This window comes from Roseburia sp. AF02-12, from assembly GCF_003461765.1.
GTDB classification, from domain to species: domain Bacteria; phylum Bacillota; class Clostridia; order Lachnospirales; family Lachnospiraceae; genus Roseburia_C; species Roseburia_C amylophila.
Window position 1 is genome coordinate 1424681 of the sequence record NZ_QTXS01000001.1, and the last position, 14469, is coordinate 1439149.

At 40.5% G+C, this 14469-nt stretch carries 15 protein-coding genes; 4 read left to right on the plus strand and 11 right to left on the minus strand.

Features of this window, described 5'->3' with window-relative positions; all coding sequences use genetic code 11:
- Nucleotides 1-26: 26 nt before the first annotated feature.
- Complete coding sequence (gene asnS, locus DV740_RS06945; protein WP_117697991.1) at nt 27-1418, minus strand: asparagine--tRNA ligase; 1392 nt, start codon at nt 1416-1418, stop codon at nt 27-29.
- Between the two features lie 39 nt (nt 1419-1457).
- Nucleotides 1458-2651 carry a trigger factor gene (gene tig, locus DV740_RS06950; RefSeq protein WP_158561536.1) on the minus strand — a complete coding sequence of 398 codons (1194 nt, stop codon included), beginning with the start codon at nt 2649-2651 and terminating at the stop codon, nt 1458-1460.
- 224 nt (nt 2652-2875) lie between these two features.
- On the opposite strand from tig, the gene DV740_RS06955 reads away from it, so the two are divergent.
- Nucleotides 2876-3286 carry a hypothetical protein gene (locus DV740_RS06955; protein WP_117698024.1) on the plus strand — a complete coding sequence of 137 codons (411 nt, stop codon included), beginning with the start codon at nt 2876-2878 and terminating at the stop codon, nt 3284-3286.
- 47 nt (nt 3287-3333) lie between these two features.
- Here DV740_RS06955 and DV740_RS06960 read toward each other — a convergent pair whose 3' ends face one another.
- From DV740_RS06960 to ispE, 7 genes are all read right to left on the minus strand, one after another.
- Nucleotides 3334-3780, minus strand: a complete 447-nt coding sequence (locus DV740_RS06960; RefSeq protein ID WP_118057301.1) for a DUF1934 domain-containing protein — start codon at nt 3778-3780, stop codon at nt 3334-3336.
- A gap of 40 nt (nt 3781-3820) precedes the next feature.
- Entirely contained in the window at nt 3821-4462 is a 642-nt protein-coding gene (spoIIR, locus tag DV740_RS06965; protein ID WP_242994235.1) for a stage II sporulation protein R, read from the minus strand.
- Between the two features lie 575 nt (nt 4463-5037).
- Nucleotides 5038-6177 carry a Ger(x)C family spore germination protein gene (locus tag DV740_RS06970; protein WP_158561537.1) on the minus strand — a complete coding sequence of 380 codons (1140 nt, stop codon included), beginning with the start codon at nt 6175-6177 and terminating at the stop codon, nt 5038-5040.
- 55 nt (nt 6178-6232) lie between these two features.
- Entirely contained in the window at nt 6233-7438 is a 1206-nt protein-coding gene (locus DV740_RS06975) for a GerAB/ArcD/ProY family transporter (protein WP_118087746.1), read from the minus strand.
- A gap of 2 nt (nt 7439-7440) precedes the next feature.
- Nucleotides 7441-9015 (minus strand): spore germination protein, encoded by a 1575-nt coding sequence (locus DV740_RS06980; RefSeq protein WP_118087747.1) that lies wholly within the window; start codon nt 9013-9015, stop codon nt 7441-7443.
- Nucleotides 9016-9177: 162 nt separating this feature from the next.
- A complete protein-coding gene (locus DV740_RS06985; RefSeq protein ID WP_117841736.1) occupies nt 9178-9861 on the minus strand; it encodes a GntR family transcriptional regulator in 684 nt (227 codons plus the stop codon).
- A gap of 38 nt (nt 9862-9899) precedes the next feature.
- Nucleotides 9900-10769 carry a 4-(cytidine 5'-diphospho)-2-C-methyl-D-erythritol kinase gene (gene ispE / locus DV740_RS06990; protein ID WP_118087748.1) on the minus strand — a complete coding sequence of 290 codons (870 nt, stop codon included), beginning with the start codon at nt 10767-10769 and terminating at the stop codon, nt 9900-9902.
- A 166-nt stretch (nt 10770-10935) separates the two neighbouring features.
- On the opposite strand from ispE, the gene DV740_RS06995 reads away from it, so the two are divergent.
- The 3 genes from DV740_RS06995 to DV740_RS07005 all read left to right on the plus strand — a co-directional run bounded on the left by DV740_RS06995 (nt 10936) and on the right by DV740_RS07005 (nt 13268).
- On the plus strand, nt 10936-11520 hold the full coding sequence (locus DV740_RS06995) for a hypothetical protein (protein ID WP_118087749.1): 585 nt from the start codon (nt 10936-10938) through the stop codon (nt 11518-11520).
- A 215-nt stretch (nt 11521-11735) separates the two neighbouring features.
- On the plus strand, nt 11736-12713 hold the full coding sequence (locus DV740_RS07000) for a hypothetical protein (protein ID WP_242863542.1): 978 nt from the start codon (nt 11736-11738) through the stop codon (nt 12711-12713).
- Between the two features lie 15 nt (nt 12714-12728).
- Nucleotides 12729-13268, plus strand: a complete 540-nt coding sequence (locus DV740_RS07005; RefSeq protein WP_118087750.1) for a hypothetical protein — start codon at nt 12729-12731, stop codon at nt 13266-13268.
- Nucleotides 13269-13528: 260 nt separating this feature from the next.
- On the opposite strand, the gene DV740_RS07010 is transcribed toward DV740_RS07005, so the two are convergent.
- Together DV740_RS07010 and DV740_RS07015 are read right to left on the minus strand one after the other, a co-directional pair.
- Nucleotides 13529-13744 (minus strand): helix-turn-helix domain-containing protein, encoded by a 216-nt coding sequence (locus tag DV740_RS07010; RefSeq protein ID WP_118087751.1) that lies wholly within the window; start codon nt 13742-13744, stop codon nt 13529-13531.
- On the minus strand, nt 13731-14171 hold the full coding sequence (locus DV740_RS07015) for an RNA polymerase sigma factor (RefSeq protein ID WP_118087752.1): 441 nt from the start codon (nt 14169-14171) through the stop codon (nt 13731-13733). Before DV740_RS07015 ends, DV740_RS07010 begins: the two co-directional genes overlap by 14 nt.
- Nucleotides 14172-14469 lie beyond the last annotated feature (298 nt).

Consider the following 14469-nt stretch of genomic DNA (forward strand, 5'->3'; position numbering starts at 1 on the left):
TATACTTCTTTTATAACCTGCTGCTCTTACAATTCACAGGTATTAACGGTTCTTGGGAACGGAATGACATCACGGATGTTTGCCATACCGGTAAGATACATAACGCATCTTTCAAATCCAAGTCCGAAGCCTGCATGTCTTGCAGAACCATATTTACGTAAATCAAGATAGAAGCTGTAATCTTCCTCTTTTAATCCAAGTTCATGGATTCTTTCTAATAATTTATCGTAGTCATCCTCTCTCTGGCTTCCTCCGATAATTTCTCCGATTCCTGGCACCAGACAGTCAACTGCTGCAACTGTCTTGCCATCCTCATTGAGTTTCATATAGAAGGCTTTGATTTCCTTTGGATAATCTGTTACAAATACCGGTCTCTTGAAAACCTGCTCTGTTAAGAAACGCTCATGCTCGGTCTGAAGGTCACAGCCCCAGGATACCTTATAATCAAATTTATCATTATTCTTCTCCAGAAGTTCAATGGCTTCTGTATAAGTCACTCTTGCGAAATCGGAATGTAATACATTATTCAGCCGTTCAATCAGTCCCTTGTCTACGAAGGAATTAAAGAACTGCATTTCTTCCGGTGCATGTTCCATAACATAGGAAATAATATATTTCAGCATACTCTCTGCCAGTACCATGTCATCTTCCAGATCTGCAAATGCAATTTCCGGCTCAATCATCCAGAACTCTGCAGCATGTCTTGTAGTATTGGAATTCTCCGCCCTGAAGGTTGGTCCAAAGGTATAAATATTTTTGAACGCCAGTGCAAAGGTCTCTCCGTTTAACTGTCCACTTACGGTAAGATTGGTTGGTTTTCCAAAGAAATCCTGTGTATAATCAATGCTTCCGTCTTCCTTGTGTGGAATGTTATTTAAGTCCATGGTAGTAACCTGGAACATTTCTCCCGCACCCTCACAGTCACTTCCGGTAATCAGCGGAGTGTGTACATAGACAAAGTCCCTCTCCTGGAAGAACTTATGAATTGCATATGCAATCAGGGAACGTACACGGAATACTGCCTCAAAGGTATTGGTACGTGGTCTTAAATGTGAAATAGTTCTTAAATATTCGAAGCTGTGACGTTTCTTCTGTAACGGATAATCTGGTGCAGATGCGCCTTCAATTACGATTTCCTCTGCCTGAATTTCAAATGGCTGTTTTGCTTCCGGTGTAGCTTCCAGCACTCCGGTAACAACAATAGCTGCACCAACATTAATTTTGGTAAGCTCCTGAAAATTCTCCAGTCCGTCTGCATATACTACCTGCAGTGGTTCAAAGAAAGTTCCGTCATTTACTACGATAAATCCGAAGTTTTTAGAATTACGGTTACTTCTTACCCAGCCTCCGACGGTAATCTTCTTACCTACATAATCTTCCTGATGGTGAAATAAATCTCTGATGTCAACAAGTTCCATTTTTCTATCCCCCTTAGATAAAAAATTTTCTAATCCTTTTTAGTTTTCTGTATTTAATTCAGTATCTGTAACATTTTCTGTTCCTGCCTCATCTTCAACAGTTGCACTGTCAACTACTTTCTGAAGTGCCAGATTGCATACATATACTTTCTTTAAATATTCTTTTCCGCTGTCTGCGCTCAATCCATATGATTTGTATAATGTGGATTCATCGCTGTAGCTGTAATTGCTCATAAGATTTCCAACGTAGCTGTCAAAGCCATCCTGGTCAAACTCAATGCCTTCCTTTTCTGCAATTGCCTCTAAAATCATCTGTGTCTTAAGATCTGATGTCACTTCGTCAGTTACATTGCTTACAAATTCATCATAATCCTGATTTGCTGTATTTTCCACATAATCCTTAAGGCTGCTTCCATCGCTACAGTAATAGGATTCATACTGTGCCATTACCTCTTCCATACGGGCATCCAGAAGTCCATCCGGAAGTTCCTTTACGGTACATACCTCTCCTAACTTGTCCATTACTGCAGAACGGATTGCAGATTTCTTGGAGGATTCCTTAGAAGATTCCAGATAATTGCGTGCATCTGCCTTCATCTCATCTACCGTATCATAGCCAAGGCTGGCCTTAGCATTGACATATGCCACATATTCATCTGTCATATTGTCATAAGTAATATCCTGTTTCTCAACAATTTTATTGATGGTTACATTAAACACAACCGCCTGTCCTGCCAGGTCTGTATTTTTATAGCTTTCCGGGAATGTAAGATTCAAGGTTACTTTATCCCCTACTTTTGCACCAATCAGTCCTTCTTCGAAGCCGTCAATAAACGTATTGCTTCCAATCTCTAAGACCGTATCTGTTGCAGTTCCACCGCTGAATGCCACACCATCTTTTAATCCTTCATAATCGATATTTACAGCATCTCCATCCTCTACCACTGTTTTATCCGTATCTACATAGTATGGATAGTTGGTAATTACGCTATTCTCAATAAAAGTCTTCACATCATCATCACTTACGGAATAATCGTCTGTCAAAGCTACTGACAATCCCATATAATCGCCCAGTTCCACATAATCAAGCGGGTCAAAATCAATTGCCGCACTGGATACCACTTCTGTGCTCTCTGTATTCTCTACCGATTCACTTTTCTTGTCTTTTCCACAGCCAGTTACTGAAAATGCCAGTGTCAGGCATAACAATACTGCTACTATTTTCTTCTTCATGTTTATTTCCCTTCTGTCTTTCATTCAAAGGCTGGATTTTTCCAGTCAGTCATACTTTCTAAAGATACCACATTTTCACCGAAAATAAAAGCATTTCATAGAATTTTTCGCATTTGCAGGTTGTCAATCCTGCCAATCAATGATACAATCATATTTGGATTTTACTTAAGGAGGTTTTCATCGTGCCAAAATTTGCGATTGTATTATTAACAATACTGATTATTATGATTATTGCCCTGATTGTTCTTTATTTTGTGGGCAAACGAGCTCAGAAAAAGAAAGAAGAACAGGATGCCCAGATTGCAGCAGCAGCACAGACCATTTCCATGCTGATTATCGATAAGAAGAAGATGCGGCTTAAAGATTCCGGTCTTCCGGCAAATGTCATTGCCCAGACTCCGAAAATGCTCCGCCGTTCCAAACTTCCAATCGTCAAAGCAAAGGTTGGTCCAAAGGTTATGACTTTAATCTGTGACGGACAGATTTTTGATTCTGTTCCGGTTAAGAAGGAAGTAAAAGCTACTGTCAGCGGGCTTTACATTACTGCAGTAAAAGGAATGCGTGGCCCTATCGAAGCGCCTGCCAAAAAGAAAAAAGGCTTTATGGCAAAGTTAAAAGAAAAAGCTGGTAAATAAAATAACTTGAGCTGGGTTTTCACCCAGCTCTATTTTTATACATCCAGCTACGCAAGACTGAATTCGCCTTTTTCTTTTGATGCAATCTTCATCTTAATGGTACAGTCTGCCAGATGCTCATAGTTTACCTCCAATGCATAATCTATCTGCACATCAATACAATGTTCTGTCTCTTCCACTTTAATATCCTTTGCATCAATTCCAACCAGAAGATTTCCAAATGGCGTTCCATAATAAGACATATTTTTCCGGTTCTTTTCAAAGACCATGTGTACATTGGAAACTCCTTTTTTTGTAATATCAATACAGTTTTCCTGCATCTTGATTATATTCTTTGTGCTTCCTTCAAAACCTTCATTTACTTCTTCATACAGCACATAATGTTTTCCGTTTTTCTGGTAATAATCCCCTACTGTAATCACTTCAACCGGCTCTGCTTCTCCTTCTGCCGGCATCTGTAATCCGCTGATTGATACAATTACATCTTTTGTCATCTAATCCGCTCCTTCTATAGAAATCCAGGTCAGTATAGCACTATTTATCCCAGAAATCCAGCCATTTCCATGAAATCTTATAATTCTTCTCTTCCATCAGAGACTGATATTCCGTCTCACTCAAGGTATCCTTCAATACCTTTTCTGATTTACCATCCACAACCTCATAGACACTTCCTTCAAAGCACATATTCGGATACATGACACACCACCAGTTATGTCCCATGCCTGCTCCGATAATCACTTCCAGTGCCTGATAAGTTCCCGCCGGGAACGTATAACTGCCATAGGTCTTTACCGGGAACTCCACGGAAGATAATTTCACCTCTACCGGATAATCATAGCCCTCCTGCCGGATGACTTCTTTTGCAATATGTATAATTTCCGGGAAGTGTTCTCTTGCAATCCGGCTGCTTTCTTCGGCTGTCTTAGCATCCTGCAAAAGTTCTCCCATCTCTTTTCCAACCGCATCCCGCACCTTAAGTTTCAGTTTCTGGTCTTCATCTCCGTCACTGTTTGCCCTGACATGGAAACGCAGAATCTTTTCTGCAATCTCTTCCTGCATTCTTCGCCCCTCATAAGCCTTTTTCGCACTGCCTGCCGTAAATACCAACAGTAATAACAGCATGCCATAGAACAACGCCCTTTTTAAATACAATTTTTTTCGGTTATATTCTTTCATGGTAAAACTCCTTTTCATGTTTCTGATTTCTTATTTCTGCTTTTCCTTGCTACGCTTTCTTTCGCCATACCATTCTGACTTTCTATCTGGAATATAACCGAAAAAATTTTTTCTATACATTTTGATAACTTTTTGGGGGAGAAAATTTTATGTAGAAATGGGGTGGGGTTGTAAATTTTTCTTGGTGGGATGCGGCTGAGCTTGTAACTTTTCTTTTTGGGGACACGGTTGAGTTTGCGACTTTTCTCTCAAAAGTCGCTGGTGAAGTTGATTTGGATATAATTTAAGAAAAATGACTCTTTTTTGCCCAATCTCCTCTGCTGTTATCTCCGAAGTTCTCTCGGTTTGGGTAAGATTCTAGAAAAATGAAGTCTTTTTACCCAATCAGAAGCAAATAACAAAGACTATGCTTCCTTCTGCAACTCATTTTGGGCAAAAAGTAATGTAATCTTTCTGTTTTTGCCCAATCTAAGTCAAATTAATAAATTAACTTAAGAAATAATAGGCTGCCATCAGCATCACCAGAACCAGACATCTTACAAAAATGTTACCAGTGTAACCGGGTGTCCAGCATCCTACGGAGATGTCACCAGCGTGACATCCCAATGATATTCCACTGTCAGGTTTTTCCGGTAACCGCTCCAATCCTTCTGAAACTGCAAATAAATATCCCTTGCATATGCCCCTAATTTATAATAACTGTTTGTTCCATCTGCATTCTGATTCTGTTGCAATTTTTCTGTCATGGCATCCATCTTTTCTTCCAAAGTCTGCTCTATTTCTGCTTCCACTTCCATCAGAGCATTTTCATCCTGACTGTCTGTATGAAGATCTTCCAATTTTTCATCCCTGTGCTTTGTTTTCTGCAGTCGTTCCCTGTTGCCCTGATACTTTCCATCCGCCTTTATTGTAACGGTTTCCGTCACCTGGCCATTCTGCTCCGTAAAAGCATAGCTGCAGCATAAATTACTAAGTGTTACACTTTCTGCATCTTCAAGTGAAATGCTGTAGCTTTTCATCTTCTGCTCTGAGAGCAAAGCCAGTTCTCCCGTTTCCCGGTCCACTTTGCCTGCTGCCATCCTGCCCTGCATCAGATAATATTTTTCCAGTATCATTTTATCTTCTGCACAGTTAATATAGGGAATCCACAGATTTTCGTTCTCATTTTCCCATATCCGGAACAGGCTGCCCAGGGTAACTGCCTCACTGTCCTTAAAACGTTCATCCGAGGCAATTCTTTCATTCAGATAAGTTCCTACCGGCTCTTTTAAAACTGTATCCATCTCCATCACCTGATCCGGTTCATCCTCCGTAACAAAAAGCAGCGTATTCCTCGAAAAAAGATTTTCCTCTTCCAGATACCCAAGAAATGCCCCCAGCCGCTTTTCATCCTCTAAAAGCGACCGGTTTAGAATCAATGCCTTTAAATGGTTATAATCCATCTCTCCAGGATTTTCCCCATCTGCATGTAAAAACAGCTCCATGCAGTCTTTTCCTTCCGCCAGAAGTACCGATGTATTCTCTTTTTCGCTTTTCTCATCTGCCACATCCTTAAGCTGCTCAAAGCCAAATGCCATCTGATAGTTCTCCTTTGTCAAAGTCACCGCTGCTGCCAATGGAAAATTCCGTTCTTCCAACTCTGTATTTCCACAGCCGCCAAGGCATAAGACTGCCAAAAATATCATGGAAACAATTGTCACGATTCTATTTTTCATACTGCTGCTCCTTTTCACCATTTTTTCCGCTATCCTTTTTCACTATCCCTTTTCACTATCCCTTTTCCCGGCATTTACTTATCTCTCCAATGCACAGCGGAAGAATTACCGTCAACGGAAGAAATGCAATTGCCTGAATCCATATAAATATTATTTTCCACTCCGGTAGCCGGTAAAAAAGCAATGTGACTGCAAATGTAAGAATCATTACAATTAGTATTATCAATTTTTCTATACTTTTCGCATCGGCTTTTCCCTGAATCGCTTCATTTTTCCCATCCGCTTTCTGGTGTCCTTCCTTTTGCCATACAGCTTTCAGCAAATCCGAGGCATAAAACATTCCGGTATTGATAAATGCGTAAATTGTAAAGAACCAGATTGCTACCATAAAGGCATCCTGCCGTTCGAAGAAACCGCCTGGCAGTTTTATCATGCTCATTAATGTAATTGCCGGATATTTCATTTTCGGCAGCATGCCACTGCCAAAGATGCCAAGCGTAATCAGATAGATTGCAGCATTAAAAATCACTGTAACACAAAGGCTTTTCCGGCATGTCCGTCCTACTCGGACATTTTCTGCAAGATAGGGCTGTAAAAACAAAACAAATGCCATTGTGCCATACAGAAGCACAACTGCCGCTGTCCCTTTCACAAAGTTTCCCCAGGAATGTACCATTACCGGAGTCCAGTAAATCGTATTGACATCCTTTGTTGCCAGAAGCAGCATTAAAATAAGTGGAAGAAATACAAACCAGAACAGGATTTCATACACCCGGGCACGCCCTTCGATGCCCTGCCAGATTCCATAGCCACATAAAAGCATTAGTAAAACTGCTGCCAGCACAAATGAACTGTCCTTTAACAACTCACTCACCATCAGGTCACTTAAAAGAAATAAGCCATAGCCCGCCAGCAGAATTCCCTCGACTGTATAGACTACCAATACAAAAATACGAATAAAACCATTGCCTTGTTTCTTTAAAATCTCCGGATAACTTTTCCCGATGTTACTGATATTGCTGGTATTACTGGTATTACTGCCATTTCTGGTATTACTGTTTTTCCGCTTTTCCTGTAGCAGCTCTGGAAGAAAGGTAAATAGATACACCGGCACTGCTCCCAGCAATATGGCAAATACGCCGTCTGTCCCAAGCATTTTTCCTAACAGTCCGGGAAGCAGCAACGTACTGATTCCGCACATATCAAAAATCAGGAGCCTTGCCATCTGCCTCTCTGGTATTTTCTGATTTTCTGAAAACATAATTACTTTTTCCTCCTAAGCCGCAGACGATTGTGGCGTCTCGCAAAAACCGGTCTGTGCCGCAGTTGATATAATGGCAGACGTAGCAGACTGTCCCGCTCATCCTGATAATCCGTTACATCTGCCCCTACAAAGGGCATCAGATATGGAATGCCAAAACTCTTAAGATGTGACAGATGAATGAGTACCGCAAGCAAAGCCATCAAAAAGCCGAAAAAGCCCAGCCACGCACACATGGCAATAAAGAAAAATTTCAAGATGCGAAATGCTGTTGCAAATTCTTCATTGGGTACCGCAAAGGAACAAAGTGCTGTAAATGCCACCACAATTACCACGATAGGACTGACCAGATTTGCTTCCACCGCCGCCTGTCCGATAATCAGCCCACCGACAATTCCTATGGTATTCCCCATAGCTCCCGGAAGGCGCACGCCTGCTTCCCGCAACAGTTCAAAGGATAACTCCATCAAAAGCACCTCTACCACCCCGGGAAACGGCACTCCTTGTCTTGCTGCTGCAAAGGATAACAGCAATTTCGTCGGCAGTATCTGTGTATGAAAATTACAGACTGCAAGATACAGTCCCGGTAATGTCATGGCAAAAAAAGAAGCCAGAAAACGTAACATTCTTCCCAATGATGCAATTTCCCAGCGGTTGTAATAGTCATCACTGGTCTGTATGAAGGAGTTATAATCCGTCGGCAGAATCAGTGCAATTGGTGAATTATCCGCAATCAGCACTACCCTTCCCTCTAAAATTGCCATAGCTGCCCGGTCCGGCCGCTGTGTGGTCTGAAACTGCGGAAATGGAGAATACCATTTTTCTTCTGTAAGCTGTTCAATGATTCCACTGTCTAAGACTCCGTCAATTTCAAATCCGTCAAGCCGCTTTTCTACCTCCTCTAAAACTCCGGGATAAATCAAATCCTCCATATACATCAAATCCACATTGGTCTTACTGCGCAGCCCTATCTTTTTCTCTTTTACCTTTACTTTCGGAGAACGAATCCTCTTACGTACCAATGCCGTATTCGCTTTTACGGACTCGGTAAATCCTTCATTAGAGCCCCGGATTACCTTTTCTGAATTTACTTCTGAAATTCCCATAGACGGGTATCCCTTATCCGGAATCTTTAACGCTTTATCATAGCCATCTATAAATAGAATGGTATCTCCGGTCAGAAGACCTGCTGCTGCATCCGAAAAAGTATCAAAGGGCGTAACATCCGATAAGCCAAGGGCATTCTGCGACAGCCGCTCATAGACTTCTTTTTCATTATAATGACACAATTCGTTTAAAAGCCTGCCAACGAGAGATTTCTCAAAAATTGCTCCACCACCGGTTATCTCTATGTATGCTGCCATACACGCAATCTGCTGCTTCTGTCCAATCTTCATGGTTCGCATTTTAATATCCGCACACCCGGAAAATATCTTCTGAAAACGTGCAGCATTTTCCTGCAAACTGGTTGTAATTTCATCATTGTATTCTGCATTACGTTCTGTTGTATGTTCTGCGGTGTGTCCTGCGATATGCTTTGCAGTGTGCCCTGCGATTTTCTCTTCTTTCTGCTGCATAAATCAACTCCTTGGCATAATTTTTATAGTATCGGATGTCCGCCAGCTCTGCATATAAGCATGCGGTTTTCCAGTCACCTGTGCATATGCAAAAAGGACAGACCCTGTATGGTCTGTCCTTAGTGTTTCCGTATTTTGTTTTTTTATTCCTGTTTCTTTATGCTATTGGTCTTGTTCCTGCTGACGGATCATATCTTTGACTGCTTCTGCCTGATTCTTCACATGCTCCCGCATGGTTTCTGAAGCACGGGACTTGTCCTTCCTGCGAAGACTCTCTGCAATATCCTTATGTTCCTTTAATAATCTCGGATAAATCGTCTCGTCCTTTAAATATTCTACACGGTAACGATACATCTGCTCCCGCAGATTGTTCAGCATGGATACCAGTTTTGCATTTCCGGTAGCATTATAAATAGCATCATGAAATGCCACATCTGCCTGTGCAATTTCTTTTACATCATCACTTTTTAAAGAATTTTCAAAATTCTGTCTTGCCTGTTCTAATGCATCAAACTGCTCATCTGTAATCTGTTCTGTTGCAAGCTGCACTGCCAGTTCATCTAAAGCTGCCCGGATCTGTAACACATCTTCCATGTCCTTTTCTGTCATGCGGGCAACCTCGGCTCCTCTTCTCGGTATGGTTACAGCAAGCCCCTCCTGCTCTAACATCCGGATGGCCTCACGAATCGGAGTCCGGCTGACTCCAAGCTTAGATGCCAGCTGCAGCTCCATCAGTCTTTCACCCGGTTTTAATTCTCCTTTTAATATTGCCTCACGAAGTGTATTAAATACAACATCTCGCAAAGGAAGATATGCATTCATATTTAATTCCAGATTATCTGTCATATATTAACCCTCCAACCCTTTTTATAAAGAGCATGTTGTTATCTTCTATTATTATAAATCTCTGTTACAAAGACCTGCCTTGCGAGCCCGCTCTGGCGTACAATCGCTGCTGCCATTTTTGCCGTTTCCAGTTCATCAAAAAGTCCAAATACTGTCGGACCACTTCCACTCATCATGGCATTCAATGCACCATTTTCCCGCATCAGTTCTTTTATCTTCTCTATCTCCGGATACTTCTTTGCAGTAACCGTTTCTAAAAGATTTCCCATACTACCTGCAATTGCCGGCAAATCCTTTGTGCGGATATTCTGTATTAAGGCATCAATGTCAGGATGCTGTGTATGCTCATCCAACTTCAGATTCTCATAGACATATTTAGTAGATACACTGACCTGCGGTTTGGCAATCACTACCGGACACTTCACCATCGGTGGCAGTGAAGTTAATTTTTCTCCAATGCCTTCTGCCAAAGCTGTACCACGCATGATGCAATACGGTACGTCAGCCCCAATCTGAACGCCCAGCTCCATCAGTTCTTTCCGCTTTATTCCAAGATTGAATAATTCATTGATTCCATAAAGCACACCTGCGGCATCCGTGCTTCCACCTGCCATCCCGGCAGCAACAGGAATCCGCTTATTCAGCCGGATATCAATGCCTTCTTCAATCTGATATTTTTCTTTCATAAGTCTCGCTACCCGGTAAGCCAGATTACTTTCATCTACCGGAAGAAATCCAAGATTTGTCTCTAAATGTATGCCAGACTCTATTTTCTTAAGATGAAGCTGGTCATATAAATGAATGGTCTGCATAACCATCTTTACTTCATGATACCCATCTTCTCTCCGACGTAATACGTCCAATCCAAGATTTATTTTTGCCAGTGCTTTTACTGCAAGTTCGTCCATTGTTTTTCTCCTGTATTTTGTATACATGATACAAATTTATGTTATCATTTTTTCTAAAAAAGGTCAATTCTTCCTCTTATATTTTGTCCCATTCTTACCGATAAAATATATGAATAAGACTAAGAATGGATACTTAGTAAGCATTTGACCAAGGAGGGTTAAGATTATGGCAATTAATTCTATTAACAATTATGTATCTGCTGCATCCACTGTTGCCACAGATTCCAAAGTTTCTTCTAAGAAGACCGAATCTTCGAAGAATGACACCGCTGCCGGTGTTATCTATGAAAAAGGCTCCAGTGATAAGAGCAGTTCTTCCCAAAAGACACAGAACTCTGCTCTCATTGCAAAAATGAAAGCTGATTCTGACAGCCGTATTTCACAGCTTCGCGGAATTGTAGAACAGATGATGAGCAAACAGGGCGCAGCCATTGGCAAAGCCGATGATATGTGGTCTTTCCTTGCAGGCGGTAACTTCACTGTTTCTGCTGATGTAAAGGCACAGGCACAGGCTGATATTGCAGAAGACGGATACTGGGGTGTAAACCAGACCTCTGACCGTATTTTAGATTTTGCAAAAGCATTATCCGGTAATGATAAGTCCAAGGCCCAGGAATTAGCAGATGCTTTTAAAAAGGGCTTCGATCAGGCTACCAAAGCCTGGGGTGGAAAGCTTCCTGATATTTCCCAGCAGACCTATGATAAAGTATTAGAAAAATTCGATAGCTGGATGAATGGTGAAGACGATTAAATCATTTTTAAGCCACTTGCAAAAAAGAAGATGCCAAAAGGTAGCTACTCATAAAACAGTATCATAACAAACTTGATATAGGGTAGCTGCCATACAGGGACGCACATAGAAGTAGTACATGTTTGTGAATTTTCATGTGCTACTTCTATTTTTTCGACAATATATCATTTTTGTGGTATTATTATTCATAGAATACCTAATGAGGAGGGGCGTTGATGTTTAATCTTAGTTTGACCGCTTGCAGTTTCCATTTGCGAAAAACCAATTCAAGAGGGAATACAAAAATCTTTAATTTAAATATGCCTCTTACTTTACAAAAAGAAGATGGAACAGAATGTTACTTTCAGGATTTATCAGAAATATTCGTTCAATTTTTTAAGACCCATGAGAGTCTTGTAAAAGATGATAATAAACAACAATCGTTTAGATGTGAATATAATGAAGATAATATATTAGAAAACGATGACTTCCGCATGTTCTACACAAGAATTTATTCGGGCGTATATGGTAGTTCGTCTGATATTATTGATGGAAACACTCAAAAAGTCAAATATAAAAAGAAATCATCCGATATAGACACAAGACCATTTTATTTAATGGTTGTTTTTCCAAAAGACAGCGAGCGTGTAGTAGTCCAAAAGGGATTGTTTATCTTTCAAAATGTCGGCCAATTTGGTGTAAAAACGATAACTACTACTTTAATGCAGGAGTTTTTCTCAAATGGATTTCATATCACACTTAAATGCAACACTATCTCGCCCGATTTATTTGTTAAAAAAATAATACGACAAGACAATATAAAAAAGTTAGTGATGGTTAAAAATATTAAATCAAGTGATAACTCGGATAATGTACGTAAAGGATATGGCTCAGAGATTCGCGAAATTGGTAATTTGTACTTTACTGAAAAAATGTGGAGCCGTATGATGGATAAAATTCGATATGTGGCAGGTGGCCGCTATAATTTGTTCGAATTTGAACAGATAGAATATGACAACTTAAAGGTTGTAGTTGATATTGGTGGACGTACTCGAAAAATAAACCTACATAATCTTGAAAACCTTAGTATTATAGAAGCTATACCAGATGAAATAAAAATGGCTGACGGTCACCCTAATTTGACAATGCTCATTGAGCATTTTACAAAAGTAGCAACAGAATATTTAGAGGAAATGGTGCTGCATATCGGTTAAACAGGAGGGGAGTTTGTGAATAATGCATCTATAATTTTATTTATAGTTGGAACGGTTGTTTTGATTTTTAGTTTTTCCTTGAAAATGAGCAATTTTCTTGATGTGCGCTCAATATTCCTTGAACACTTTAGCGTGTTTAAAGGGAATCCACTGCAACTTGTAAGTATTTTTATTGTTCCCGTTTTATTTTCTATCGGTATCTTAAATATACGTTGCGTAGATAGTGAAATATTGAATAATCTTAATATTATTTTATCAATTCTTATAGCTATGTTTTTTTCTACACTTAGCATTTTGTGCGCATTTGCAGATAAAGATAATAAAAATTCAAAATATAAGCAACTTTTAAAAGAGACGTTTAATGCAACGATTTTTGAAGCACTTGTCTGCTTGCTATTGCTTTTCATTTCATTTGTTACATTATTTATTGGAGAATTTAAGCAATCGCTGTATTTGCAAATAATTAGTGGAAGTATTTACTATTTAGCAATTGTAGCTGTACTCAATATCTTGGTGATTATAAAACGGCTTAAAGTTCTATTTGAAAACAAATAAACAATGATGATGTTACGCAGTAGAACACCATTTTGAGGGGTACAAGTATAAAACCCTTACCTATCCTCATTATGCCTTTACAAGGCCGCATGAATACAGGTTTTTTCAACCCCTATTGCGTGACAGCGAACCCCATAATTTGGAGAGGGCGCAAGCGGTCTATCCGTTTGCGCCCTCTTGATTACCCAACAGCAAAGACGGAAACAACCGTCAAGGACGCGAAGCGCGAAGTTTATCCTTGACGGCTGTTTTTGGCTTTGCTACTTGCGCAGCGGCTGATACTCCAATCGAAACTTCATAACAGCTATAAGCAGCTTGGCGTTCAATCGCTCTTTCATATTGGCGTTCCCTCCGCTTAGTCTGCCTATGTAGGCTCTGTGCCTTTCCTGCACCGCAAGGAGCGCGGCAGTATCGCCTGTGATTGCTCTTTCAATCACTTCATAGGGAACAAGGTTGTATTTGTTATTCTTCCTCATTCATCTTCTCCATTTCTGTCCGCAACTGTTTCAAAGCTGCGTTTTTCTGATAATTGACCGTTGTGCCCGGTTTTCCCAATAACGCCCCAATCTGCTTATCTCTTAATTGCAGAAAATAGCGCATAAGGATAATTTCTCGCCAACCTTCCGACAAACACAACAAGGCTTTGGCTAACTTCTCGCTGTTAATAATAACCGTCTGTCCGTTGACTTCAAAGGCAGTCGGCTTATCCTGCAAGACAAAGTATTTATCTGTGCTGTGCGGCGCAAAAGAAGTATTCTCTTGCAAGTATTCAAAGGATATTTCGCGCTGCGTTCTGCGTTTCCTTTCCCTGTAATAATTACAGGCTTCATTGTGCAATACGGCTTTGCAAAATGCGTGAAACCTGCGTTCGATACTTTCCCTGTATTCTGTGGATAACATCATATTCACCCCCCTTTCTGTTTGGAGTGGGGGCTATAACAAAAACCGCCCGTGCAGCGTAAAACTGAACAGGCGGCTATGCTATATGATGCAGTGGAGTACACATGATGATTTGTGAGTTCATACTCATGGTCGGAATACCCCGTAGGCAGAAATGGGCTTTTTTTAATAGGCTACTGATTAGAAAACAGTGTTGATATAAAACGGACATGACGATACCTCCTCGATACCGCCATATCCTAAAAAAGGCAACTTTATCACGCCCCTCGCAAATCCAATTTTTCAAAAGGAAAACGGCGGC

What these genes read in the sequence shown, in the direction of transcription:
- spoIIR (WP_242994235.1), bottom strand. Translation starts at nt 4,462, where the DNA reads ATGAAAGAATATAACCGAAAAAAATTGTATTTAAAAAGGGCGTTGTTC.
- ispE (WP_118087748.1), bottom strand. Translation starts at nt 10,769, where the DNA reads ATGGACGAACTTGCAGTAAAAGCACTGGCAAAAATAAATCTTGGATTG.
- DV740_RS06960 (WP_118057301.1), bottom strand. Translation starts at nt 3,780, where the DNA reads ATGACAAAAGATGTAATTGTATCAATCAGCGGATTACAGATGCCGGCA.
- DV740_RS07010 (WP_118087751.1), bottom strand. Translation starts at nt 13,744, where the DNA reads ATGAGGAAGAATAACAAATACAACCTTGTTCCCTATGAAGTGATTGAA.
- DV740_RS06955 (WP_117698024.1), top strand. Translation starts at nt 2,876, where the DNA reads ATGATTATTGCCCTGATTGTTCTTTATTTTGTGGGCAAACGAGCTCAG.
- DV740_RS06975 (WP_118087746.1), bottom strand. Translation starts at nt 7,438, where the DNA reads ATGTTTTCAGAAAATCAGAAAATACCAGAGAGGCAGATGGCAAGGCTC.
- DV740_RS06980 (WP_118087747.1), bottom strand. Translation starts at nt 9,015, where the DNA reads ATGCAGCAGAAAGAAGAGAAAATCGCAGGGCACACTGCAAAGCATATC.
- DV740_RS06970 (WP_158561537.1), bottom strand. Translation starts at nt 6,177, where the DNA reads ATGAAAAATAGAATCGTGACAATTGTTTCCATGATATTTTTGGCAGTC.
- DV740_RS07015 (WP_118087752.1), bottom strand. Translation starts at nt 14,171, where the DNA reads ATGATGTTATCCACAGAATACAGGGAAAGTATCGAACGCAGGTTTCAC.
- asnS (WP_117697991.1), bottom strand. Translation starts at nt 1,418, where the DNA reads ATGGAACTTGTTGACATCAGAGATTTATTTCACCATCAGGAAGATTAT.
- tig (WP_158561536.1), bottom strand. Translation starts at nt 2,651, where the DNA reads ATGAAGAAGAAAATAGTAGCAGTATTGTTATGCCTGACACTGGCATTT.
- DV740_RS06995 (WP_118087749.1), top strand. Translation starts at nt 10,936, where the DNA reads ATGGCAATTAATTCTATTAACAATTATGTATCTGCTGCATCCACTGTT.
- DV740_RS06985 (WP_117841736.1), bottom strand. Translation starts at nt 9,861, where the DNA reads ATGACAGATAATCTGGAATTAAATATGAATGCATATCTTCCTTTGCGA.
- DV740_RS07000 (WP_242863542.1), top strand. Translation starts at nt 11,736, where the DNA reads ATGTTTAATCTTAGTTTGACCGCTTGCAGTTTCCATTTGCGAAAAACC.